We start from the raw sequence: 23,038 nt of genomic DNA, 5'->3' as shown, positions 1-23,038 counted from the left end.
ATGGATCTAGATCTTGCTCAACGCGCGTTCGCGACAATTACCAAGGGCGTATCGGTTACACTGACCCTTGCCGCGACCTCGGCCGTGATTGGCTTTTGCCTTGGGCTTTGCCTGGCGATGATGCGCGTCTCGTCCAACCGCTTCCTGCAGAAATTCGCGGAATATTACAGCGCGGTCTTTCGCGGCACGCCGCTTTTGGTGCAGCTGTTCCTGTTCTATTACGGGCTTGGTCAGTTTGAATTCGTACGCAATAACGCGATCTTATGGTCGGTTATTGGCGGCGGCATGAATTGCGCGATCATGGCTTTGTCGCTGAACACGGCTGCCTATACATCGGAAATTCTGCGCGGCGGTTTGATGTCAGTCCCCGTTGGGCTGATCGAGGCGGCCAAGGCAGCCGGCATGTCGCGGATGATGCGCTTTCGGCGTATCGAATTCCCGTTGGCGATCCGTCAGGCCCTTCCGGCCTATAGCAATGAGCTGATCCTGATCGTCAAAGGGACCAGCCTTGCCTCGACGATCACCGTGCTGGAGATCACCGGACATGCGAAACGGTTGATGAGCCAAACCTATGCAATCTTCGAGATTTTCGCGATCGCGGGCGTGTTTTATCTGGTCATCAACACGATTCTGGTCTTGCTTGTGCGCTATTTTGAGGGTCGTTTGACGCGCTATCAAACCGCCTCGCGCTAAGGCGCGGCGGGATTTGCGGGCGGCGCTGACAAAAGCGTCTGGCGCCGTCCGATCTGCAAAAGCCAATTGTGAAAAGCCGGGCCATTTGGCTTTTCCATCGCCGCCCTGTCCCAAGCAAGATAATAGCTCTCGGGCAGCTGCAGGCGAATATCAAAGGGCACGACCAGCGTTCCTGCCGCCAATTCCTCGCCAATCATTGATAGCTGAGCTAAAGCAAAGCCGCGCTTGTTGATGGCCGCGTCAATCGCACTGCTGGACAGGGTGAACGACAGCGTCGACAGCCTTTGGCCGCGGCTTGCGCCGACATGGCGCGCCCAGTCCGACCATTGCGGCGGCGGCAGGTAATGCTTCTCCCATTCGACATTCAGCAGGGGAAATTCCAGCAGATCTGCGGGTTCGCGCAGCTTATGATCTGTGATCAGCATAGGAGAGCAGACAGGCACCGACCAGTCCCGAAACAATTCGGTATAATGGCGATGGGCCTGAACCCCACGGCCATAGGTGATGCGAAAATCCACCTCGTCGTGACCCAAAAGCGGTTCTTCGTCCTTGCCGATAATGCGCACATTCGCGGCGGGATGCAGGCTTTGCCAGTCAAAAATGCGGCGCGTTATCCATTTATTCACAACCGAGGTCAGTGCGCTGAGCACGATTGCGGATTGATTGCGCGCGCGTTCCAGCGCATCTGCTGCCAGCTCGAACTGCCTAAAGCCTTTCGCAATTTCCTCGTAATAGATCCTGCCCCAGCTGGTCAGCTCGACCCGCCTGCCACGCCGTTCCAACAGCGTGACGGCAAGGTGATCTTCAAGATTGCGCACCTGCTGGCTGATGGCGCCGGGCGATACAGCCAGATCGCGGGCGGCGCCGCTTACGGTGCCTGTTCGGCCAATCGCCTCGAATGCTTGCAGGGCGCGCAGGGAAGGAAGGGGCATAAATACACCTGTTTTTGTCAGGTTAATTGTTTAGCTAATCTAAAATAGAACGCAACCCCCGGCTGCTTGCGACCGACCTCAACCAGGCGGATAATCATGCAAAGAGAACGCAAGGGGTATCCAATGTTTTTGAAGAATGCCTGGTATGTAGCTGCATGGGATCACGAAGTCGGCCGCGAGCTGAAGCCGGTGACCATGCTTGGCCAGAATCTGGTGCTCTATCGCACGCAGGATGGCCGCGCGGCTGCGCTTGAGGATGCTTGCCCGCATCGCAAGCTGCCCCTGTCGATGGGACGGATCAAGGGTGACGAGGTCGAATGCGGCTATCACGGCCTGACCTTCGACACGACGGGCACCTGTACCCGCGTCCCCGGCGCCGAGAAAATCCCGCATGTGGCCTGTGTGCGCTCTTATCCGATCGAAGAGCGTTATGGCCTTTTGTGGGTCTGGATGGGCGATGTGGCCGAAGCTGATCCTGCCAAGATTTTCGAGGTCGAAAACTGGGGCGATCCGGCTTGGGGCGTGAACCGCGGCGAGTCGATGACCCTGCGCTGCAACTATCTTTACATGACCGACAACCTGCTTGACCCTTCGCATGTCGCTTGGGTTCACCAGTCGTCCTTTGCAAGCTCTGCCTGCGAGGAAACCCCGCTGGAAACCACCGTCAAGGATGACGGCGTGACCGTATGGCGCTGGATGCTGGATTCCGAGCCGGCACCTTTCTATGCGCCCTTCCTGCAGTTCGAGGGCAATACCGACCGCAAGCAGCATTATGAAGTGCGCTATCCGTCGAATGCCATCATCAAGGCGATCTTTGCACCCGCGCATACCGGTGGCGAAGGGGCGGTGTTGCCCGACAACACTTTCCTGATGGACAGCTACAACTTCATGACCCCGGTCGATGACAAGCACACGAAGTACTATTGGTTCCAGATGCGTAACTTTGCGCCGAACGATCCGGAAGTTTCGGCAAGCTTTGCGAAATCGGTCCGCGGCGCCTTTGAAGAGGACCGCCTGGTTCTTGAGGCCGTCCAGAAGGGGATCGATGAGATGATCACCCCGAACCTCGATCTGAAAATCGACGTTGGCCCGATGCGCTTCCGTCGCAAGATGACCCAGTTGATCGCAGCCGAAGAGGCCGCGGCCGCCAAGGTTGCAGCCGAGTAAAGGTCCGCCATGAAAGACAGCCAATCCTCTCGTTTTCGTCCGTTCAAGGTGGTCGATAAAGTGCGCGAAAGCGCGACGATTACCTCGTTCCATCTCGAGCCGGTCGACCGGCAGGATTGGATGCCTTTCGAGGCCGGTCAGTTCTTGATCCTGCGTGTGCCCGAGGGATCGGGCCACGCTATTCGCAACTATACCGTCTCATCCGCACCGCAGGACGAGGGGCGCTATCGCATCACGGTCAAGCGTGAGGGTGCGCCACAGCCGGGGCTGGCCGAGGGGCTAAGCTCGACCTGGTTGCATGACCGCATCCAGCCGGGCGATGAGATCGACGTGCAGGGCCCGCGTGGCGGGTTCAAGCTGGACCGTGATAGCAAGCGCCCGGTTCTGTTGATTTCGGGCGGGGTCGGCGTCACGCCGATGATCTCGATGCTGAAGGTGTTGGCCGAGACATCCGACCGTCCTGTCTGGTTTATCCATGCCTGTGACAGCCGCGAGGTTCATGCGCTGCGCGACGAGGTTGCGCTGCACGCCCAGAAGCGCCCGGGCATCCATGTTCACTATTGCTATCGCAATGCCACCGACGAAGATCGCGCCGAAGGCCGCCATCACTCGGAAGGGCTGCTGACGCGCGAAGTGTTGCAAAGCATTTTGCCGCTGGATGACTATGAGGCTTATCTTTGCGGTCCGCCGCCCTTCATGCAGGCGCTTTACGGGCTGTTGCTGGGGCTTGGTATCGCCAAGGATCGCATCGCTTACGAATTTTTCGGCCCCGCCAGCCTGCTATCTGATGGCAGCGCTCCGGCGGCTGCTGCGGCCCCTCGTGATGCCGCCGCAGCACCCGCCGTCGCCGAAGCAGCCGCAGGCGATGGCCCGCAAATCGTGCTGAACCGCTCGGGTCGCGTCATTCCCTGGCAGGAGGGGGCAGAATCGCTTTTGTCGCTGCTTGAGGATGCCGGGCTGACGCCCGATTTCAGCTGCCGGGCAGGGGTCTGCGGGACTTGTGTGCAGGGCTTGGTCTCGGGCGAGGTCGATTACTTTGAAGAGCCGCTGGACGAGCCCGAGGCCGGCAAGGTGCTGCTGTGCTGCTGCCGTCCAACCTCGAATGTGGTGCTGGACCTTTAAGCACCCTGATCCAAGAGAAAGCAAATGGCCGGGTTGTTGCCCGGCCTTTCCTATTGAATGATGATGATCTGGGGCAGACGGATTTATTCGGTCACAAGCGCCGCGGTTTGTTCGCGCGGGGGGCGGCCAATCGTGTCGCGCAGGGCATCCAGCTCGATGAAGTTGTCGGCCTGACGGCGCAGCTCATCGGCGATCATGGGGGGTTGGCTGCGGGTGGTGGAGACGATCGAGACGCGCACGCCCTGACGCTGCAGCGCCTCGACAAGCGGGCGAAAATCACCATCGCCCGAGAAAATCACCGCATGGTCCATACGCGGCGCCAGCTCCATCGCGGTGACGGCCAGCTCGATGTCCATATTGCCCTTGATTTTCCGGCGGCCCAAACCGTCGGTATATTCGCGCGCCGATTTCGTCACCATCGAAAAGCCGTTGTAATGCAGCCAGTCAACCAACGGGCGAATGGGTGAATACTCGTCATTTTCCAGCAGGGCGGTATAGTAGTAAGCGCGTATCAACTTGCCACGGCGCTCGAACTCTTGACGGAGAAGCTTGTAGTCGATGTCGAAACCGAGTGACTTTGCTGCGGCATATAGGTTAGAGCCGTCAATGAACAAAGCCAGACGATCGTCCTTATAAAACATAATCTTCTCCAAAAATAACCAACAAATGGAATACCAAGCACACAGTTTAGGCCTGCTCGCACTTGGAGCAAACCTGCCAACTTCGGCAGGTAACCCTTCAGACAGCTTGCGCATTGCATTACAGCAATTGACGCGCGACGGGGTCCAGTTGCGCGGGGTCAGCCGATTCTGGAAAACCCCAGCATTTCCAGCGGGATCCGGGCCAGATTACATCAATGCTGCCGCTGTGGTTGCAACCAGTCTTCCCCCTCGTGAGCTGCTTGATTGGCTGCATCTGATCGAGGCGGGGCTGGGCCGCAAACGCGATGGCGGCCGGTGGCAGGCGCGCGGCATCGACATCGATCTGATCGCCTATGACGGGATGATCTTGCCTGATTTGGCCACACAGGACAGCTGGCGCAATCTGCCGCCCGAGCGGCAATTGCGCGAAGCGCCCGATCAGTTGATCCTTCCCCATCCAAGGATGCAGGAACGCGGCTTTGTACTTGCACCGCTGGCCGAGGTCGCTCCGCTCTGGCGTCACCCGATCATAGGTGCTAATGTGCAAGAAATGTTGGCGGCCCTGCCGTCAGCCTCGTTAGAGGGGATGCAGCTTGTGGAAGCTTGACTTTAATCCGTCGAGCAACCATTTAACTGTACTCGCCTCCCCAGCCGATTCGAAATCATAGGTGACCGATGGCCCGCGTTACAGTCGAAGATTGCGTCGACAAGGTTCCCAACCGCTTTGATCTGGTGATGATCGCTGCACATCGCGCACGCGAAATCGCTGCCGGCAGCGCTTTGACCGTTGATCGCGACAACGACAAAAACCCGGTCGTCGCCCTGCGCGAGATCGCTGACGAAACTCAGTCGGTCGATGAGCTGCGCGAGCGCATGATCGAAACCACCCAGACCCAGATCGAGGTCGATGAGCCCGAAGAAGACGCGATGGCGCTGCTTCTGGGTGCCGAGGTGGATCGTCCCAAGCCCGCCGATGAGGAATCGGAAGAGCGCATGTTGCGCATGATGCTGGAAGCGCAGGGTCGCGAGTAACGAGCGGAGTCTTCGGCTAGAAATGATTGACGTCGAAGACCTCATTGCCCTTGTTCGCAATTATAACCCGCGTACCAATGCCAATCTGATCCGCGACGCCTATGAATATGGGCGTCGCATGCATGAAGGGCAGTTCCGCCATTCTGGCGAGCCCTATTTTACCCATCCTGTTGCCGTCGCCGCCATTCTGACCGAGATGCGGCTTGACGATGCCACGATCATCACCGCGCTATTGCACGATACGATCGAGGATACCCGCTCGACCTGGAGCGACATTGCCGAGCAATTTGGCCGCGAGGTCGCCGAGCTGGTCGATGGGGTCACCAAGCTGACCAATCTGCAGCTGTCGGGCGTTCACTCCAAGCAGGCCGAGAATTTCCGCAAGCTTTTCATGGCGATGTCGCGTGATCTTCGCGTGATTTTGGTCAAGCTTGCCGACCGTTTGCACAATATGCGCACCATCAAATCGATGCGCCCCGAAAAGCAGCTGCAAAAAGCCCGCGAGACGATGGATATCTTTGCCCCCCTTGCCGGACGCATGGGGATGCAGGGGATGCGCGAAGAGCTGGAAGATCTGGCTTTCAAGGTCATCAATCCCGAGGCGCGAAACTCGATCATTCGCCGCTTTGTCACGCTTCAGCGCGAGACGGGCGATGTCGTGCCCAAGATTACCGCTGACATCCGCACCGTCCTAGAGGCGCAGGGCATCGAAGCCGATGTCTATGGCCGGGCCAAAAAGCCGTTCTCGGTCTGGCGCAAGATGCAGGAAAAGCAGCTGTCCTTTTCGCGGCTGTCCGACATTTACGGCTTTCGCCTGATCACCCGCAACGAGGCGGATTGCTATCGCGCGCTTGGCTGTATCCATCAGCGCTGGCGGGCAGTTCCGGGGCGGTTCAAGGACTATATCAGCCAACCGAAATCGAACGGCTATCGCTCGATCCACACGACAGTGTCGGGTCGCGATGGCAAGCGCGTCGAGGTTCAGATCCGGACCCGCCAGATGCACGAGGTCAACGAGGCAGGCGTCGCCGCCCATTGGGCCTATCGCGACGGCGTGCGCACGCAAAACCCCTTTGCTGTTGATCCGGGCGAATGGATCACCAATCTGACCGAGCGTTTTGGCGAAGAGGATCACGACGAATTCCTCGAACATGTCAAACTCGAGATGTATTCCGATCAGGTTTTCTGCTTCACGCCGAATGGTGACGTGATCCAGCTGCCCAAGGGGGCGACCCCGATCGATTTTGCCTATGCAATCCATTCGCGGCTTGGCCATTCCTGTGTGGGCGCCAAGGTTGACGGCATTCGCGTGCCGCTGTGGACGCGCCTGAAAAATGGCCAGTCGGTCGAGATTATCGCGGCCTCGGGCCAGCGCCCGCAAGCGACATGGCTGGATATCGTTGTGACCGGGCGCGCCAAGGCGGCGATCCGGAAATCCTTGCGCGACGAGGACCGCGATCGCTTCATCCGGCTAGGTTCCGAGCTGGTGCGCGTGGCCTTTGAACATGTGGGTCGCAAGGTGACGGACAAGGCCCTGCGCACTGCCGCACGGACCATGGCTCTGCCCGATACCGATGAACTGCTGGCCCGTATCGGCAGCGCTGAAATCGCAGGCCAAGAGGTTCTGGCCGCGCTTTATCCCGAGCTTGCAAGCAGCCCCCAAGGCGAAATCGACGCCAAACGGGCCGTGGCCGGGCTTGAGGCCGATCAGGAATTCACACGCGCGCCTTGCTGCTCGCCGCTGCCCGGAGAGCGGATCGTGGGCATCACCTATCGCGGTAAAGGCGTGGTGATTCACGCGATCGACTGTCCGGTTCTGGCGGATTTCGAAGATAGCCCGCAGCGCTGGGTCGATTTGCATTGGCGTCAGGGCCAGCATCCTGCCGCCTATTCGACAACGCTGTCGCTGACCATTCGCCATGATGCGGGTGTTCTGGGCCGCATTTGTACTTTGATCGGTCTGCAAGGCGCCAATATCTCGGATCTGGAGTTTCTGGACCGCAAACCCGATTTCTATCGCCTGCGCGTCGAGGTCGAGTTGCGTGATCGCGAACATCTTCATGCCCTGATGACGGCATTGGATGCGGAAAGCGATGTGGCGCAGGTCTCGCGGATCCGGGACGTCAGCGCGCGCCTGCAATAGGGCCGATCGGGGGAAGCCGTGTTCAAACGCCGGACGCCACGCAGTTATAGCCAGCTGGCGACCGAGATGGTCTATCCACGGGGCGGCTGGAAGCGCGCTGCGCGCTATGTTCTGCACCGCATCCGTCGTCTGCCGGATCAGCCCAGCCGCATCGCTTTGGGCTTTGCCTGCGGTATCTTTATCTCTTTCACCCCGTTTTTCGGCTTTCATTTTCTGGGCGCTGCGGGGCTTGCCTGGTTGTTTGGCGGCAATATTATCGCGGCGCTTCTGGGCACATTCGTCGGCAATCCCCTGACCACGCCCTTCATGGCCTTGGCCTCGATCTCAACCGGGCGATGGCTGCTAGGCAGCAGTGAGGCGATCTCGATCAAGATGGTGCCGGTCGAATTCGCCCGGGCAGGCGGCGAGATCTGGCACAATATCCGCGCGATTTTCAGCGATGAGGTCATGCATTGGGGGCATCTGGGTTGGTTTTACCATCAGGTGTTTTTGCCCTATGCCGTCGGCAGCATCATCCCGGGGATCATCGCGGGTGCGGTGGGATATGCCATTACGCTGCCGCTGATCCGCGCCTATCACAAGCGTCGCGAAAAGAAGATGGCGGCACGCATTGCCAAGCAAAAGGCGATCCAGCAGGCGCGTGAGCAGGCCAGCTTTGAGGCAAGCCTGACTGCGACGGTAAAGAAACCCTAAGGGGCGGCGCTATAGCCCCAATTTGTCGCGCAGCGAAAACCACGACATGCCGGCAATCAACAACGGAAAGCGCAGCATCCCGCCGCCCGGAAAGGGTGGGGGCGACAGGCTGGCCATTGTGTCAAATCCCGCGGCCTGACCCGCAATCGCCTGTGCCATCAACTTGCCCGCCATGCTGGCCATGGCAACGCCGTGGCCGGAATAGCCGCTTGCAGACAGGCAGTTCGGGGCGGGGCGTGCAAAGCACGGCATCCGGTTGCGCGTGATGGCCAGCGTGCCGCCCCAGGCATGGGTCAGTCGCACATCGGCAAGGCTTGGATAGATCTCGAGCAAGGGCTTGCGCACTTTGGCGGCGATATCGCTGGGAAAGCGATAGGTGATGGTCTCGCCACCGCCAAAGATCAGGCGCTTATCGGGCGACAAACGCCAATAATTCACCACGAATTTTGTATCATGCACCGCAATGTCACGGGTAAGCACTTCCACCGCGCGCGCGCCCAAAGGCTCGGTCACGGCGATGTAGTTGTTGATCGGCATGACACGCGCAGCAATTTTGGGCTCGAGGCGGTCCAGATATCCATTGGCCGCAAGGATCACGTGATCGGCCCGCAGTTGGCCCTGTTCGCAGTGCAAGATGCTTGGCTCTGATGCGGTTTGGCCGTGATCAATGCGTAAAACCGCGCTCATTTCATGCAGCACGGCACCCGCGTCGCGCGCCAGTCTGGCCATGCCAAGTGCCAAGTTCAGCGGATGCAGATGGCCTGCTCCGTGATCCAGCTCGCCGGCCATATAGGTTTGGGACGGCAAAATCGCGCGGAAGTCAGCGCCGTGAAAGGCCTCGATCTGATCATAGTCATAGCGGCTTGCCAAAAGATCGATATGGGCGCGGGCATGGTCGAATTCGCGCTGATTGCGAAAGGCATGGGCGATACCGGGGGTAAAGGGCACGCCGCTTTCGGCTGCAAGGTCTTTGACCAAAGCCTTGGCCTCTTCGGCCAGGTCCCACAGCTGTTTCGCAGTCTCGCGCCCGGCCAGACGCTCGAGCTCCTCGACATCCAGACGCTGGCCCGAGCCGACCTGACCGCCATTGCGTCCCGATGCCCCAAATCCCACGCGATGGGCCTCGAGCAGGGTCACACGAAATCCCGCCCGCGCCAGATGCAGCGCCGCCGAAAGGCCGGTATAGCCGCCCCCGACAATGGCCACATCACAGCGCGCCTCGCCCTGCAATGGTGCAAAGGGCGCTAATGCATCGCGGGTATCGGCGTAAAGTGAGGGGGGGTATTCCCCCCTTTTGTCGTTGGCAAAGAGCAGGTTCATACGTTTAACAGCAGATGCTCGCGCTCCCATGGGCTGATGACTTGCAGGAACTCTTTGAACTCGTTGCGCTTGACTGACACGTAAACATCAACGAATTCCGAACCCAAAACGTCGCGCATCGCCTGGCTTTCGGTCAAAAGATCCAGCGCATCGCCCAGGTTATAGGGCAGCTCATCATCGGACATATAAGCATCGCCCAGACATTCCGAGCGCGGCTTTTCCTGTTCGATCAGGCCCAGATAGCCACAGGCAAGGCTTGCGGCCAGACCCAGATAGGGGTTGCAATCCATCCCCGCCAGCCGGTTTTCAAGGCGACGGGCCTCGGGGCTGGAAACGGGGACCCGCAATCCGGTCGTGCGGTTGTCGCGACCCCATTCAAGGTTAATCGGGGCCGCAAAATCAGGAACATAGCGGCGATAGCTGTTGACGTAGGGGGCCAGCAAAGCGATCGCGGCAGGCAGATGCTTTTGCATGCCCGCGATGAAGTTCAAAAACTCGGGGGTTTCGCGACCCTTGCTGTCAGAAAAGATGTTCTTTCCGGTTTTCACATCCACCACCGAATGGTGAATATGCATGGCCGATCCCGGCTCGTCCTCGATCGGCTTGGCCATGAATGTGGCAAAGCAGTCGTGGCGCAGTGCTGCCTCTCGGATCAGGCGCTTGAAGTAGAAGATCTGATCAGCCAGATGGACGGCATCGCCATGGTTGAGGTTGATCTCGATCTGGCCTGCGCCGCCTTCTTGCAAGATGCCATCGATTTCAAAGCCTTGCGCTTCGGCGAAATCATAGATGTCGTCGATCACCTTGCCATATTCATCGACCGCCGACATCGAATAGGCCTGTTTGGCAGCCGCGCGACGGCCGGTGCGGCCCATGGGCGGAATAATGGGCTGGTTGGGGTCGATATTGCGCGCGACCAGGAAAAATTCCATCTCGGGGGCCACGATTGGCCGCCAGCCTTTATCCTCGTATAGTTTCAACACGCGCTTAAGCACGTTGCGCGGCGCAATCGGTACCGGATTGCCCTGCTGATCGCTGACATCATGGATCACCATCAGCGTGACATCGGCGGTCCAAGGTGCCGCAGCCGTCGTCGAAAAATCGGGCGTCAGGATCATATCCGGCTCGGTGAATGCACCCGCAGGGTTATCGGCCCATTCCCCGGTGATCGTCTGCAAAAAGATCGAGTTCGGAAGGTAGAAATGCTCTTGCTTGGCGAATTTCGACGCGGGCATGGCCTTGCCGCGCGCGACGCCGGCAATATCGGCGACGATACATTCGACCTCATCCAAGCGGCGGCCAGCGACAAAATCCTGTGCGGCCTGCGGTGTGTCTTCCAGCCAGCGGGGTTTCATGCGGCACCTCTTTGCAGCGCCCGTGGCGCTTTGAAAAATTCTTCGATGCGGTCAGCCAGCTTTTGCGAGCCCAAATCCGATCCCATTCGTCCCTCGGCGCGGTTGATCAGCTCGGGGGGGACGACGCCTTTGGCGCGGTGATCGATCAGCGCCTGTACGAAACTGTCGCTGAATTCGGGATGGGCCTGAACGGTGAAGGCACGGTCGTCATAGACCAGCGCTGCATTCTCGCAAAAGTCGTTTTGCGCCGCGACGCGAGCCCCTGTGGGCAGTGCCACGACCTGATCCTGATGCCAGGCATTCAGGGTGACATTCTGGCCTTCAAACTCATAATCCTGCGCGCCAACCGACCAGCCTTTTGGGCTTTTGATGACGGTGCCGCCAAGGGCCTGGGCGATGATCTGATGGCCAAAGCAGATACCGACCATCGGAATATGGGCCTCATAGGCCTGACGGATAAAATCTTCGAGCGGCGGGATAAAGGCGTGATCCTCATAGACGCCATGACGCGAGCCGGTCAGTAGCCATCCATCTGCTTCGCGGACACTGTCGGGAAATTCCATTTTCTCGACATGCCAGCTTTTAAAGTCAAAGCCGCGCCCGCCAAGAAGATCTTCGAACATAGAATCGTAGTCGCCAAGCTCGCCCCGGATGACTTCGGGGGATTGGCCGCATTTCAGAATGCCGATACGCATTGAGTTGCCTGTGGTTGTGCCACACCAAGGTAGATGGCCTCCGGGATTGCGGCAAGAGGGGCAAGCGCGTGAAAGCGCCGCTCACCCCGCAGTCAATCGCATCTTTTGGCCTTTTTACCCAAGGTTTGGGCATCGTGATATGTCGGCTTGACCTTGGGCCTTGCAGGCGGCCTAAGCATTATTGGCGGGCTGACCTTTGCGCAGCCTTCATGCTAAATCGCCCAAAGTGATAATGGAGAATGACATGCCCAGTCTGCGCCCCGAAGTCGATCCCGATGGTTTGCTTGAATATTCGGTGGTTTTTACCGACCGTTCGCTGAACCACATGTCGAAGCGCTTTCAAAAGGCGATGCGCGATATTTCCGAGACGCTGCGCGAGGTCTATAGCGCCGAGCAGGTCGCATTGATCCCCGGCGGCGGCAGCGCCGCGATGGAGGCCGTCGCCCGCCAGTTCGGCCGTGACGCCCATGCCCTGATCATCCGCAACGGGTTTTTCAGCTATCGCTGGAGCCAGATCTTTGAAGCCGGTGGTTTTGCGCGCGAGACCACCGTGGTCATGGCCCGTGCAACCGGAAACGAGGCGCAGGCCAGCTTTTCGCCGCCCCCCGTCGAAGAGGTCGTGGCCCGCATCCATGAGGCCAAACCCAATGCGGTTTTCGCCCCCCATGTCGAGACGGCAGCAGGCATGATCTTGCCCGACGATTATATTCGTCAGGTCGCCGATGCCGCCCACGAGGTCGGTGCGATCATGGTTCTGGATTGCATCGCCTCGGGCGCGATCTGGGTTGATATGAAAAAGACCGGCGTTGATGTGCTGATCTCGGCGCCGCAAAAAGGCTGGTCGGCTGCGCCCTCTGCAGGGATGGTGATGCTTTCCGCCGAAGGCGCCGCGCGGATGGAGGCAAGCACCAGCGATAGCTTCTTCCTTGATCTCAAGAAATGGCGCGCCATCATGGCGGCCTATGAAAACGGCGGTCACGCCTATCATGCCACGGTTCCGACCGATGCACTGATTGGTTTGCGCGACGCGATGAACGAAACCCGCGAATTCGGCTTTCAGAATGCATTTGATGCGCAGTGGAAGCTGGGCAACTCGGTGCGTGCGTTGCTGCGCGAAAAGGGTATCCGCCTGCTTGCCGCCGAAGGTTTTGGTGCACCGGGCGTCGTGGTTGCCTATACCGGTGATCCCGATTTCCAAAACGGCAGCAAATTCGCGGCTGAGGGGCTGCAGATTGCGGCGGGGGTACCGCTGCAGGTTGGCGAGGGCGCAGATTTCCGTACCTTCCGCCTTGGCCTATTCGGGCTCGATAAACTTAAGGATGTCGATGCGGCAGTCGGACGGCTGAAGACGGTGCTCGATAAAATCGCCTGATCTGAACTGGTTCATTCAGGATAAGAAAAGCCGGCGGATACGCCGGCTTTTTGTTATGTCGATCAGCTTGCTAAGCGGCGAAAGGGTGATGCTTAAACCGTATCAAGATAAAGCTCGACGGTTTCATCATCGGTCAGTTCGGCCATGTAGCGCAGCTCTTGGCGCTTGGTCATGACGAAATTCTCGATCAGATGTTTGGGGAAAATTCGCGCGATTTCAGTTGAGGCGGCAAAGGCGTCGATGGCCTCGCCCCAGCTTGCGGGTAGTTGCTCCAACCCTTGCGCATAGGCATTGCCCTTGATCGGTTCCGGGGCGGGCAGTTGATCCTCAAGCCCGTTCAGGGCGGCGCCCAGAACGGCTGCAACTGTCAGATAAGGGTTCACATCGCCACCCGCGACGCGGTGCTCGATCCGGCGTGCTTTGGGCGAGGATGAGGGAATTCGAATTGCCGAGGTCCGGTTTTCATAAGCCCAGCCGATGCCGGTAGGGGCATGGGCGTTGGGCACCAGACGGTCATAGCTGTTTTCATGCGGCGCGAAAATCAGTGTGGAGCCTGGCATGGCAGCCAGACAGCCCGCCACCGCATGACGCAGCGCCTGCGAACCTTCGGGGCCGCCATTGTCAAAGATATTGTTGCCATCGCGGTCGAGGATCGAGAAATGCATATGCATGCCCGAGCCATTCCACTCTTCATAGGGCTTGGCCATGAATGAGCCCGCGAAACCATATTGCCGCGCCAATCCCTTAACCAGAAGTTTGAAAAACCACGCATCATCTGCCGCTTTCAGCGGGTCAGGCTGATGCATCATATTGATCTCGAACTGGCCCGGCGCTGCCTCGGAAATGGCGGTGTCGGCGGGAATATCCATCGCCTCGCAGGCATCATAAAGCGCGGTAAAGAAGCGGTCGAAACCGTCAAGGGCGCGCAGTGACAGCGTTTCGGCGCCGGTACGGCGTTTGCCCGACCGCGGAGAGGGGGGCACGCGCAGCTGACCGCCTGAATCGTCGATCAAAAAGAATTCCAGCTCGGTCGCGACGACGGGCGTTAATCCGGCGGCCTTGTAGCGGTCCACCACCCGAGCCAGCGCCTGCCGCGGATCGCCATCATAGGGGCGGCCGTCATCATGAAACATCCATAAAGGCAGCAGGCCGGTTGGCGCATCAAGCCAAGGCATCGGCATGAAGCCGCGCTCGGTCGGTAATAGCACGCCATCAGGATCGCCGGATTCAAAGACAAGGGGGCTGTCTTCGACATCCTCGCCCCAGATATCCATATTCAGGACGGAATAGGGAAACTTTGTGCCCTCGGACAGAAGCTTATCTGCAAATCGGGCGGGGACGCGCTTGCCGCGCGCCACCCCGTTCAGATCTGCCGCAGCAACGCGGATCGTCTTGACGTCGGGGTGGTCACGCAGCCAGTCCATGTTTCACCTGAAAAGGTTGGGCCGGTAGCGCAGCTTTTGCGGCGCATCCGGTAAGTGTCGGTTCAAACGACGGTTCATGACGCCAAACAAGCCAATCAAGATCAGCGTCATCATGATGAAATATCCCGCAACGATCGGATAGGCGACGAAGGGGTTAAAGGTCTTGTCGGCCAGATAGCTGGCGTAATAAAGCGCATCGCCGCGCTGCTGGAACGCGGGGAAGCTTGAGAAATAGACCAGCGTCGTTGCATGGAACAGAAAGATCGCCTCATTGGTATAGGCGGGCCATGCCAGCCGCATCGAAATGGGCCAGATGATCTTGCGATAGCGCCGCCAGCCGGTGAAGCCATAGGCATCGGCCGCCTCGATATCACCTTTCGGGATATTGCGCAGCGCGCCGTAAAAAATCTCGGCGGAATAGGCGGCGGTATTCATGGTCAAAACGATCAGCGCCCCGGCCCATGCCTTGGTCAGCCAGCTGGTGTAAATCGTGATGCCAAAGACATCTATGCCCGCGCGTGGCAGCTGGACCAGCGCCTCATAAGCGACGAAGAACTGGATAAAAAGCGGGCTGCCGCGAAACAGAAAGATGAACCATTCGGCGGGTTTGCGCAGCCACGGATTGTTGCTTGCTTTGGCCTGCGCCAGAAGATTGGCCAGGATAAATCCAAAGAACAGCGCAAAGACCGCGAAATAGATATTCCAGATCAATCCGGACCCGATCAACGTCACCTGCTCGCAAAGCGAGATGTCGCTTTTAGGCAGCATCCGCTCGCCCAGACCGATGGAGCGCAGGCCGAAGTTCTGGATGGCTTCAAGACACTGACCCATCACGCGGCCCTTCGCATGGATTCGCCAGCCATCGTTGCCTGACCACGGGACAGGCGCATTCTAAGGCGGTTAAAGACGCGCTCGGACACCCAGGTCATCAGCAAATAGAACACCAGAATCCCCAAGAAATAGTAAAGCCGCCAATCCGGATGGGGATAGGCATAGGCGCTGGTCTTGGACCCACCCAATTCGCGCGCCCAATAGACGATATCCTCGACGCCAAGCACAAACAAAAGCGGCGTCGATTTAATCAGGATCATCCACAGGTTAGACAGGCCGGGCAGGGCATAGGTCCACATCTGCGGGATTAGAATGCGCCAGGTGACCTGTTTGCTGGACATGCCATAGGCCTCGGCCGTTTCCAGCTGCGCGCGGGGCACGGCCTTCATTGCGCCGTAAAGCACATTCGCGGCGAAGGCGCCAAAAACGATGGAAAAGGCGAGGATGGCCAAGAAAACCGCGTAAACCTGATGAACCCATTCCGGCGAGCTGGAGAGGGGCAATTTGGCCGCAGCGCAGACAAGGAACTCATTGCCCTGGCGCACGGGGACCGAAGGGTCGCAATAGACCCTGCTGCGCAGCCATTCAAAGGCCTGATCCAGCGCGATCGGCACGAAAAGAAAGAAGATGATGTCGGGCACACCGCGCACCATCGAAGTATAGATCTTGCCAAACCAGCGCAGCGGCGCAATCCGCGAGCGCGACGCCATAGCACCGCCAAACCCGAAAAGCAGCGCCACCGGGGCGGTGATTGCCAGCAGTAAAAGCACCGTTCCAAATGACAGATAGAACAGCAGATGCTTGCCCGATGTGAGGTAACACATCAGCCAAGCGAGCCCTTCAAGGGCTTTGGGATCGGTGCATTGAAGGAACATAGGGCCTCGATACCGCCACCCGCCCCAAGGCAGGGTGGCGGCTGTCAAATCAAATCAGTTTTGTGCCGGGAAGGTCGCGGCCTCGGGGCCAAACCATTTTTCGATCAAAGTATTGATGCTGCCATCTTTTTTCATCGAGGTGATGGCGGCGTCGAACTTGTCTTTCAAAGCGGTGTCCGATTGGCGCAGACCCATGCCGATTCCGTCGCCAAGCGGGACATCTGCACCCACCCAGACGAAGCCTTCATTGCTTTCCTTGACCAGCGGCACAAGGAAGTCCTTGTCTGCGAAAACCGCATCGGCCTCACCGTTGCGCACGGCGGCGGCGGCTTCGTCGAAGGTGCCGAATTCAACCAGTTTCGCGCCGCTTTCCGCGACATAGCTGGCCTGAATCGTGCCGGTCTGCGAGGCCACCACAGCGGTTTTGACATCCACATCCGGCGTCAGCGCCATATAGGCCGAGGGGACCGGCGGAAGATAGTTCTGGGTGAACTGGATCGCTTTCTTGCGCTCATCCGTGATCGACATGCCCGCCATGATCGCGTCGAAGTTTGCGCTGACCAGGTTCGGGATCATCGAATCGAAATCGTTTTTGACCCAGGTACAGGTCAGCTCAGCGCGCTTGCACAGCTCATTGCCAAGGTCGATCTCATAGCCGTCCAGCTCCCCCTTGTCGTTGATCAGGTTATAAGGGGCATAAGCACCTTCCGACGCAATCCGCACGGTTTCTGCAAAGCCCGCGCCGCTGGTCAGAGCAAAAGCAGTAGCAGCAATCAGCAACTTTTTCATTTTTAACACTCGCTGTTGGACAATCAATGTGCATTGCCTGCACTGAGGAATTGGCGGAGCCGTTCTGTGCGGGGCGCGCCAAATAGCTGATCTGGGGAACCCTCTTCTTCGATAAGTCCCTGATGCAGAAAGACGACATGGTCACTGACATCGGCGGCAAGGCGCATGTCATGCGTGACCAAAAGCATGGTGCGATGTTCAGAGGCCAGATCCTTGATGACCTTGACGACCTCTTGTTGCAATTCGGGGTCAAGCGCCGAGGTCGGCTCGTCCAGCAGCAGGGCCTTTGGCTCCATGCACAGGGCGCGCGCGATCGCCGCGCGCTGTTGCTGACCGCCCGATAGTTGCGCGGGCCAAGCGTCGGCCTTGTCGCCGATGCCGACTTTTGCCAGCAGGGCACGGGCCTTTTCCTCGACCTCCTTGGGGTCGCGGCCAAGGACGGTGACCGGGGCCTCCATGACGTTTTGCAAGATCGTCATATGCGACCACAGATTGAACTGTTGGAACACCATCGACAGATTGGTCCGAAGACGGGCGACCTGGGCGCGGTCAGCGGGGCGGCGGGCCAGACCATTGCCGGCCCATTTCACTGCCTCACCCTCAAAGATCACGTCGCCCTTTTGGCTGTCCTCTAGCAGGTTGCAGCAGCGCAAAAGCGTCGATTTGCCCGACCCGGAAGAGCCGATCAGGCTAACCACATGCCCGCGCGGTGCCACAAGCCCGACCCCTTTCAGGACCTCGTGATCGCCATAGGATTTGTGAAGTCCGCGAATCTCGATGACCGGGCCCTGGGGGGCGGTCGCGGTGGCGGAAAGGGAGCCGCCAGAGGCGGTGAGATCTGAGGTGTTCATCTGCTCATGAGGCGATATTTGCGGCGCGATTGCAACGATTACGTCACATCCGTCGCGGGGTCAAACCTCGGATAAGCCCAGATTTACCATGACTTTTTGACGAATGAGGCCCGAATCAACATCGGCAATCCCCAAAAGTCCCGTGACCAGACGCACCAATGCCTCTTCGGCGGGGGTGCGACGGCCGTCGGCATAGGCCACTTCCCACAGCGCTTCCAGCACGCCAAGGCGGTCCTCTAGCAAAATGCGCTCTTTGATCGAGCGGGTAAAGCGCACCGTATCCGGGGCCTCGGCCTCGATCATTTCGGCGGCAAGGCGGCGTGCGGCGGCCTCGTCCATATCCAGACCACGGCGGCGCGCCAGAACCTGATCGATCCTGATCTTTTCCGCCTCGCCATAGTGATCATCGGCACGTGCAAGACGGACCAAAAGCGCGGCAATCGCGACTTCGGAATCCTGACTTGTCAGAGATGTCGATTGAGCCTCTTCGTTGAAGAGACGACTTAAAAGATTTCGGAACATGGCGCTACAATCGTGTTTGTCGGTTAACAATAAGTCATTCTGTTAGACTGACAAGGTCAAACCATTGAGCAGAGCGAAAGCTTGAGCCCTCTGGCCGGGCTTTGTCTTTGGCCCTGCAAATCCAGCCTCAAACCCAACCTTCGACAATGATCAGATCGCAAAGGCTGCAGCTGTCGCGCAGAGCGCGCGCGGCGCGATATTCCGGGCTGTCGTAGCAGGCCTGAGCAGTGGCCAGATCCGCAAATTCGATCACGACGCAGCGCGGCCTGATCTGTCCCTCGACCACCTGCTGCGCCCCGCCCCGGACCAAAAAGCGCGCGCCATATTTATCAAAAGCGGCCGCATTGGCACGGCGATAGTTTTCATAGGCAGAGGGATCGTCGACCGTCACATGGCCGACCCAATAGGCTTTGGGCATCATTTGTCCTGCAAAGGGCCGGAAAATCTCCGGCGCGCGATTGTCCCGCCCACAGCCGCTTTTTGCAAGCGCTGGGGCGGAGGTTCACGATGCCGCAGACGAAGTTAGAACCTTTGGGGCACGAACAGATCGCGCGGCAGGACATCGCGTTCGTAATCGGGGTTGAAGACACGGTCGGGCAATTCGACCTCTTCATGAGGCACCGGCGCATAGGGTATTTGGGTCAGCAGATGCGAGATGCAGTTCAGCCGGGCGCGTTTCTTGTCGTTGCCGGGGACGATATACCAGGGGGCCTCGGGGATATTCGTGCGCTCAAACATCTCTTCCTTGGCTTTTGTGTAATCCTCCCAGCGGACGCGAGATTGCAAGTCCATCGGTGAGAGTTTCCATTGTTTCAGCGGGTCATGGATGCGCATTAAAAAGCGCATCTGTTGCTCTTCATCCGTGACCGAGAACCAGTATTTCACCAGACGGATCCCCGAGCGTACCAGCATCCGCTCGAATTCGGGGACATCCTCGAAAAATTGCTGGACTTGCTCTTCATCGGCGAAACCCATCACGCGCTCGACGCCGGCGCGATTGTACCAGCTGCGGTCAAACAAGACGATCTCGCCGCCCGCTGGCAGGTGAGGCACGTAGCGCTGGAAATACCACTGGGTTTTCTCGCGATCCGAGGGCGCGGGCAGGGCAACGACGCGGCAGACGCGCGGATTAAGACGTTGCGTAATGCGTTTGATCGCGCCGCCTTTGCCCGCGCTGTCGCGCCCCTCAAAGATCACCACGACCTTTTCCTTGTGATAGCTGACCCAATCTTGCAGCTTGATCAGCTCGGCCTGAAGGCGCAGCAATTCGTGGAAATAGACCCGGCGATCCAGCTGGTCAGGATGAGTTTCACGATAGATCCGGGCAATTTCCTCGGACAGGACCGCATCCTCGAGCTCGATCTCGATGTCTTCATCCAAGGTGTTGTCAAGTTCGGCACGCAGCCACGGATTTTCGATATTCATACTCATTTACCTGTTCCCACGTCTCCACGCGCGATTATAGCCGAGTATATGACGTTAATGTGGCAAAGAGGTTAACGAAACAGCCGTGACGCACATTTGCGCGTGATCCCAAAGGCAAATCCCGTCCCTTGGGCCGCCGCAACCGTGCCGCACCAGTCGCCGGTGTTCGAAAACAAGCTTTTGGTGCCGCGCGGGCGGTAAAAGACCCGTTGTCCGTTGACCGAAAAGATATTCAGCGTTCCGCTGCCGTTTTCGGCGTAATAGCCCACAACCTCGCCGTCGCCGGTAAAGATGACCCGCTTTTCATTGGCTGGATTGCGCGGTGAATTGGCATAGTTTGACGCGGAATTGGCGGCATTCGCGGTGGAATTCGACGCCGCTGAGGGCGCGTTTTTCTGCGCAGCAGGCGAGTTCGCAGGCGCCCCCGGACCCAGATCGAATGGCAGCTGACTTTGGTCCAGCACGAAGATCGGCGCGTCGGCCAATCCTGCAAGCGGATGAAGGCACAGGCCAATAACGGCCAGGGTCAGGCCAAAGCGAGGGCGGGTCATGCGCATTGGCGGTCCTTGCGATTGGGGCAGGGACATGGTCGCAGAAAGACACTGCGGGCTCAATGCCGCTTGCCCGATCGCAAGGATCATAGGGCCATAATCGGCAAAAGGCGGCCACGAGGGCCGCCTTTCACGCATATTCCAAGCTGTGTTGGGCAGGTCACCCGCGGCCCAACGGGTCTGGATCAGACCAGACGATCACAGGCCTTTGCGGCCCGGACGAAATCAGCAAAAAGCGGCGCGGGATCGAAGGGCTTTGATTTCAATTCCGGGTGGAACTGGACGCCGATGAACCAAGGGTGGTCCTTGATCTCGACGATTTCGGGCAAGCGACCGTCCGGCGACATCCCCGAGAAAGTCATGCCTGCCGCTTCAAGCTGCGTGCGATAGGTGGCATCGACCTCATAGCGGTGGCGGTGGCGTTCCTCGATCTGGGTGGTGCCATAGATGCCCGCGATTTTCGAGCCCGGAGACAGAATCGCCGTATAGGCGCCCAGACGCATGGTGCCGCCCTTGTCGTCGGTCACTTTACGCTCGATCTTGTGATTGCCCTGCACCCATTCCTTGAGGTGATAGACGATCGGGGTAAAGCGGGACTCGCCGGATTCGTGGTCGAATTCCTCCGAGCCGGCGTCGTTGATCCCGGCCGTATTGCGCGCAGCCTCGATGACGGCCATTTGCATGCCAAGGCAGATGCCCAGATAGGGCACCTTCTTTTCGCGGGCATATTTCGCAGCAGCGATCATGCCTTCGGTGCCGCGCTCGCCAAAGCCGCCGGGCACGAGGATGGCGTTGAAATCTTCAAGATAGGCCGCCGGATCGCCGCGTTCGAGCAGCTCACTGTCGATCCAGCTTGTCTTGACGCGGACGCGGTTGGCCATGCCACCGTGGGTCAGTGCCTCGGCATAGGATTTATAGGCATCTTCAAGCTGGGTATATTTGCCGACGACCGCGACGCGCACCTCACCCTCGGCATTATTCAGCCGGTCCATCACATCTTCCCAACGCGTCAGATCGGGGCGCGGGGCAGGGCTGATGTCGAAAGCGTCCAGAACCGCACGGTCAAGACCAGCACGGTGATAGGCCAAAGGTGCCTCATAGATCGATTTGAGGTCATAGGCGGGGATCACAGCATCGGGGCGGACGTTACAGAACAGCGCGATCTTGGCGCGTTCATTTTCCGGGATCGGATGTTCCGAGCGGCAGACCAGAATATCAGGCTGCAGGCCGATCGAACGCAGTTCCTTGACCGAATGCTGGGTGGGTTTGGTCTTGAGTTCGCCCGAAGCCGCCAGATAGGGCAGCAGCGTCAGATGCATGAAAATGCACTGGCCCCGCGGACGATCCTGGCTGAACTGACGAATGGCCTCGAAGAAAGGAAGGCCTTCAATGTCACCGACGGTGCCACCAATTTCGCAGAGCATGAAATCGACTTCTTCTTCACCTACGGCCAAGAAGTCTTTGATTTCGTTGGTAACATGCGGGATAACCTGAATGGTTTTTCCCAGGTAAGCGCCCTTGCGCTCTTTATCCAGAACATTCGAATAAATCCGCCCCGAGCTGACGGAATCGGTGCGACGCGCCGAAACGCCGGTGAAACGCTCGTAATGGCCAAGATCAAGGTCAGTTTCCGCGCCGTCATCGGTCACGAAAACCTCGCCATGTTCAAAGGGCGACATCGTGCCCGGATCGACGTTCAGATAGGGATCAAGCTTGCGCAGCCGCACACGGTAGCCACGCGCCTGAAGCAGGGCGCCAAGTGCCGCCGATGCGAGGCCCTTGCCGAGTGAGGAAACCACGCCGCCTGTGATGAAGATATAACGCGCCATTGGGCCCCCGTGATCTGTTCAAAAAACGAAAATGCGGTCCATCCTGACCGGCATCACGGGAGAAAACATATAACTGATTCTTCCCGAAGCCGCAACGGACCGCAGTAATTGGAAGGGGCGCTAGATGCGCCCCGTTTGGTGGTGGTCAGTTTGAGGCCGGGGCAGTTGCCGGGGCCGGTGTTGCTTCCGGCGCAGGCTCTGTCGCCGGAGCGGTTGCCGCCGGGGCTTCGACCGGTGCGGTTTCGACCGGTGTTTGTGCCGGGGCTGCAGGCGCAGCCGCCTCGGGTGCCGCTGCTGCCGGGGGCGTCACAACGGGTTCCGTGGTTGCAGGTTCTGTGGCTGCAGGCTCGCTTGCTGCGGGCGCTGCGACCGGAGCGGGCGGCGTGATCGGCTGACCGGCTGCCGGCGGCGGAGCATAGCTGGGCAATGCAGGCATCGAGCTTTCCGGCGCGGGCATGGCCGGACGGCTAAGGTCAAGCTGGTCGATGACCGAGCCGGTGGATGAATTGCGGGCTGCCATGATCGTCAGCGACATCGAGGTCACCAGAAAGGCAATGGCCAGGATCCAGGTCAGCTTGCTGAGCGCATTGGCAGCCTGACGGCCGGTCATGACACCGCCACCACCACCGCCCATGCCAAGGCCACCGCCCTCGGACCGTTGCAGGAGAACCAGAACGATCAGCGCCACGGCCAGGAGCAGATGAACAGTGAGGACGACGTTTTCCACGACGGGGCCTTTCTTTCAGCGACGGGTCTATCTAGTCGCCAGAACCGGA

General features: G+C 59.0%; 24 protein-coding genes. 8 read left to right on the top strand and 16 right to left on the bottom strand.

The features are described from left to right. The gene (locus RTS12_RS05235) at positions 1–693 is read left to right on the top strand and encodes an ABC transporter permease (protein ID WP_312526180.1); all 693 of its coding nucleotides are present in this window, start codon (positions 1–3) and stop codon (positions 691–693) included. Here the strand turns inward: RTS12_RS05235 and RTS12_RS05230 are convergent. Next, entirely contained in the window at positions 690–1,625 is a 936-nt protein-coding gene (locus RTS12_RS05230) for a LysR substrate-binding domain-containing protein (RefSeq protein WP_312526178.1), read from the bottom strand. The genes RTS12_RS05235 and RTS12_RS05230 overlap by 4 nt on opposite strands. A gap of 123 nt (positions 1,626–1,748) precedes the next feature. Between RTS12_RS05230 and RTS12_RS05225 the strand changes: the two genes are divergently transcribed. Continuing rightward, complete coding sequence (locus RTS12_RS05225) at positions 1,749–2,792, top strand: aromatic ring-hydroxylating dioxygenase subunit alpha (protein ID WP_312526177.1); 1,044 nt, start codon at positions 1,749–1,751, stop codon at positions 2,790–2,792. 9 nt (positions 2,793–2,801) lie between these two features. Continuing rightward, positions 2,802–3,914 (top strand): FAD-binding oxidoreductase, encoded by a 1,113-nt coding sequence (locus tag RTS12_RS05220; RefSeq protein ID WP_312526175.1) that lies wholly within the window; start codon positions 2,802–2,804, stop codon positions 3,912–3,914. An 83-nt stretch (positions 3,915–3,997) separates the two neighbouring features. On the opposite strand, the gene RTS12_RS05215 is transcribed toward RTS12_RS05220, so the two are convergent. Then, positions 3,998–4,555, bottom strand: a complete 558-nt coding sequence (locus RTS12_RS05215; RefSeq protein ID WP_312526173.1) for an NYN domain-containing protein — start codon at positions 4,553–4,555, stop codon at positions 3,998–4,000. 25 nt (positions 4,556–4,580) lie between these two features. Here RTS12_RS05215 and folK point away from each other — a divergent pair, with 25 nt between their 5' ends. From folK to RTS12_RS05195, 4 genes are all read left to right on the top strand, one after another. Further along, positions 4,581–5,162, top strand: a complete 582-nt coding sequence (folK, locus tag RTS12_RS05210) for a 2-amino-4-hydroxy-6-hydroxymethyldihydropteridine diphosphokinase (RefSeq protein ID WP_312526171.1) — start codon at positions 4,581–4,583, stop codon at positions 5,160–5,162. 68 nt (positions 5,163–5,230) lie between these two features. Next, a complete protein-coding gene (gene rpoZ, locus RTS12_RS05205) occupies positions 5,231–5,587 on the top strand; it encodes a DNA-directed RNA polymerase subunit omega (RefSeq protein ID WP_312526169.1) in 357 nt (118 codons plus the stop codon). Positions 5,588–5,609: 22 nt separating this feature from the next. Next, positions 5,610–7,730, top strand: a complete 2,121-nt coding sequence (locus RTS12_RS05200; RefSeq protein ID WP_312526167.1) for a bifunctional (p)ppGpp synthetase/guanosine-3',5'-bis(diphosphate) 3'-pyrophosphohydrolase — start codon at positions 5,610–5,612, stop codon at positions 7,728–7,730. Positions 7,731–7,748: 18 nt separating this feature from the next. Beyond that, complete coding sequence (locus RTS12_RS05195; RefSeq protein WP_312526165.1) at positions 7,749–8,423, top strand: DUF2062 domain-containing protein; 675 nt, start codon at positions 7,749–7,751, stop codon at positions 8,421–8,423. Between the two features lie 9 nt (positions 8,424–8,432). Here RTS12_RS05195 and RTS12_RS05190 read toward each other — a convergent pair whose 3' ends face one another. From RTS12_RS05190 to RTS12_RS05180, 3 genes are read right to left on the bottom strand one after another with little or no spacing between them, the layout of a single operon-like run. Further along, positions 8,433–9,743, bottom strand: coding sequence for an FAD-binding oxidoreductase (locus tag RTS12_RS05190; RefSeq protein WP_312526163.1), 1,311 nt, complete (start codon positions 9,741–9,743; stop codon positions 8,433–8,435). Then, complete coding sequence (locus RTS12_RS05185; protein ID WP_312526161.1) at positions 9,740–11,098, bottom strand: glutamine synthetase family protein; 1,359 nt, start codon at positions 11,096–11,098, stop codon at positions 9,740–9,742. The genes RTS12_RS05190 and RTS12_RS05185 overlap by 4 nt, the downstream gene beginning before the upstream one ends. Continuing rightward, entirely contained in the window at positions 11,095–11,793 is a 699-nt protein-coding gene (locus tag RTS12_RS05180; RefSeq protein ID WP_312526157.1) for a type 1 glutamine amidotransferase, read from the bottom strand. Before RTS12_RS05180 ends, RTS12_RS05185 begins: the two co-directional genes overlap by 4 nt. Before the next feature lie 244 nt (positions 11,794–12,037). Here RTS12_RS05180 and RTS12_RS05175 point away from each other — a divergent pair, with 244 nt between their 5' ends. Next, positions 12,038–13,165, top strand: a complete 1,128-nt coding sequence (locus RTS12_RS05175; RefSeq protein WP_312526156.1) for an aminotransferase class V-fold PLP-dependent enzyme — start codon at positions 12,038–12,040, stop codon at positions 13,163–13,165. A 92-nt stretch (positions 13,166–13,257) separates the two neighbouring features. Here the strand turns inward: RTS12_RS05175 and RTS12_RS05170 are convergent, their stop codons facing one another. The 11 genes from RTS12_RS05170 to secG form a co-directional block, all read right to left on the bottom strand. Beyond that, positions 13,258–14,589, bottom strand: coding sequence for a glutamine synthetase family protein (locus RTS12_RS05170; RefSeq protein ID WP_312526154.1), 1,332 nt, complete (start codon positions 14,587–14,589; stop codon positions 13,258–13,260). Positions 14,590–14,592: 3 nt separating this feature from the next. After that, positions 14,593–15,420 carry an ABC transporter permease subunit gene (locus RTS12_RS05165; protein ID WP_312526152.1) on the bottom strand — a complete coding sequence of 276 codons (828 nt, stop codon included), beginning with the start codon at positions 15,418–15,420 and terminating at the stop codon, positions 14,593–14,595. Then, the gene (locus RTS12_RS05160; protein ID WP_312526150.1) at positions 15,420–16,295 is read right to left on the bottom strand and encodes an ABC transporter permease subunit; all 876 of its coding nucleotides are present in this window, start codon (positions 16,293–16,295) and stop codon (positions 15,420–15,422) included. The genes RTS12_RS05165 and RTS12_RS05160 overlap by 1 nt, the downstream gene beginning before the upstream one ends. Positions 16,296–16,349: 54 nt before the next feature. Next, positions 16,350–17,084, bottom strand: coding sequence for a transporter substrate-binding domain-containing protein (locus RTS12_RS05155; protein ID WP_312526148.1), 735 nt, complete (start codon positions 17,082–17,084; stop codon positions 16,350–16,352). Between the two features lie 23 nt (positions 17,085–17,107). Continuing rightward, positions 17,108–17,935, bottom strand: a complete 828-nt coding sequence (locus RTS12_RS05150; RefSeq protein ID WP_312526146.1) for an amino acid ABC transporter ATP-binding protein — start codon at positions 17,933–17,935, stop codon at positions 17,108–17,110. 60 nt (positions 17,936–17,995) lie between these two features. Next, entirely contained in the window at positions 17,996–18,457 is a 462-nt protein-coding gene (locus RTS12_RS05145) for a TerB family tellurite resistance protein (RefSeq protein ID WP_312526144.1), read from the bottom strand. A gap of 127 nt (positions 18,458–18,584) precedes the next feature. Then, positions 18,585–18,875, bottom strand: coding sequence for a DUF1330 domain-containing protein (locus RTS12_RS05140; protein ID WP_312526142.1), 291 nt, complete (start codon positions 18,873–18,875; stop codon positions 18,585–18,587). A gap of 104 nt (positions 18,876–18,979) precedes the next feature. Beyond that, the gene (gene ppk2 / locus RTS12_RS05135) at positions 18,980–19,888 is read right to left on the bottom strand and encodes a polyphosphate kinase 2 (protein WP_409455668.1); all 909 of its coding nucleotides are present in this window, start codon (positions 19,886–19,888) and stop codon (positions 18,980–18,982) included. Between the two features lie 65 nt (positions 19,889–19,953). Then, positions 19,954–20,439 (bottom strand): hypothetical protein, encoded by a 486-nt coding sequence (locus tag RTS12_RS05130; protein ID WP_312526140.1) that lies wholly within the window; start codon positions 20,437–20,439, stop codon positions 19,954–19,956. Positions 20,440–20,618: 179 nt separating this feature from the next. Next, entirely contained in the window at positions 20,619–22,262 is a 1,644-nt protein-coding gene (locus RTS12_RS05125) for a CTP synthase (RefSeq protein ID WP_312526138.1), read from the bottom strand. A 145-nt stretch (positions 22,263–22,407) separates the two neighbouring features. Continuing rightward, positions 22,408–22,989, bottom strand: a complete 582-nt coding sequence (gene secG, locus RTS12_RS05120) for a preprotein translocase subunit SecG (protein WP_312526135.1) — start codon at positions 22,987–22,989, stop codon at positions 22,408–22,410. Positions 22,990–23,038 lie beyond the last annotated feature (49 nt).

This window comes from Paracoccus sp. (in: a-proteobacteria) (assembly GCF_032007265.1).
Classification (GTDB): Bacteria; Pseudomonadota; Alphaproteobacteria; order Rhodobacterales; family Rhodobacteraceae; genus Paracoccus.
Note: the sequence above shows the minus strand (reverse complement) of the source record. Positions and strands in the feature narration are given on the sequence as shown.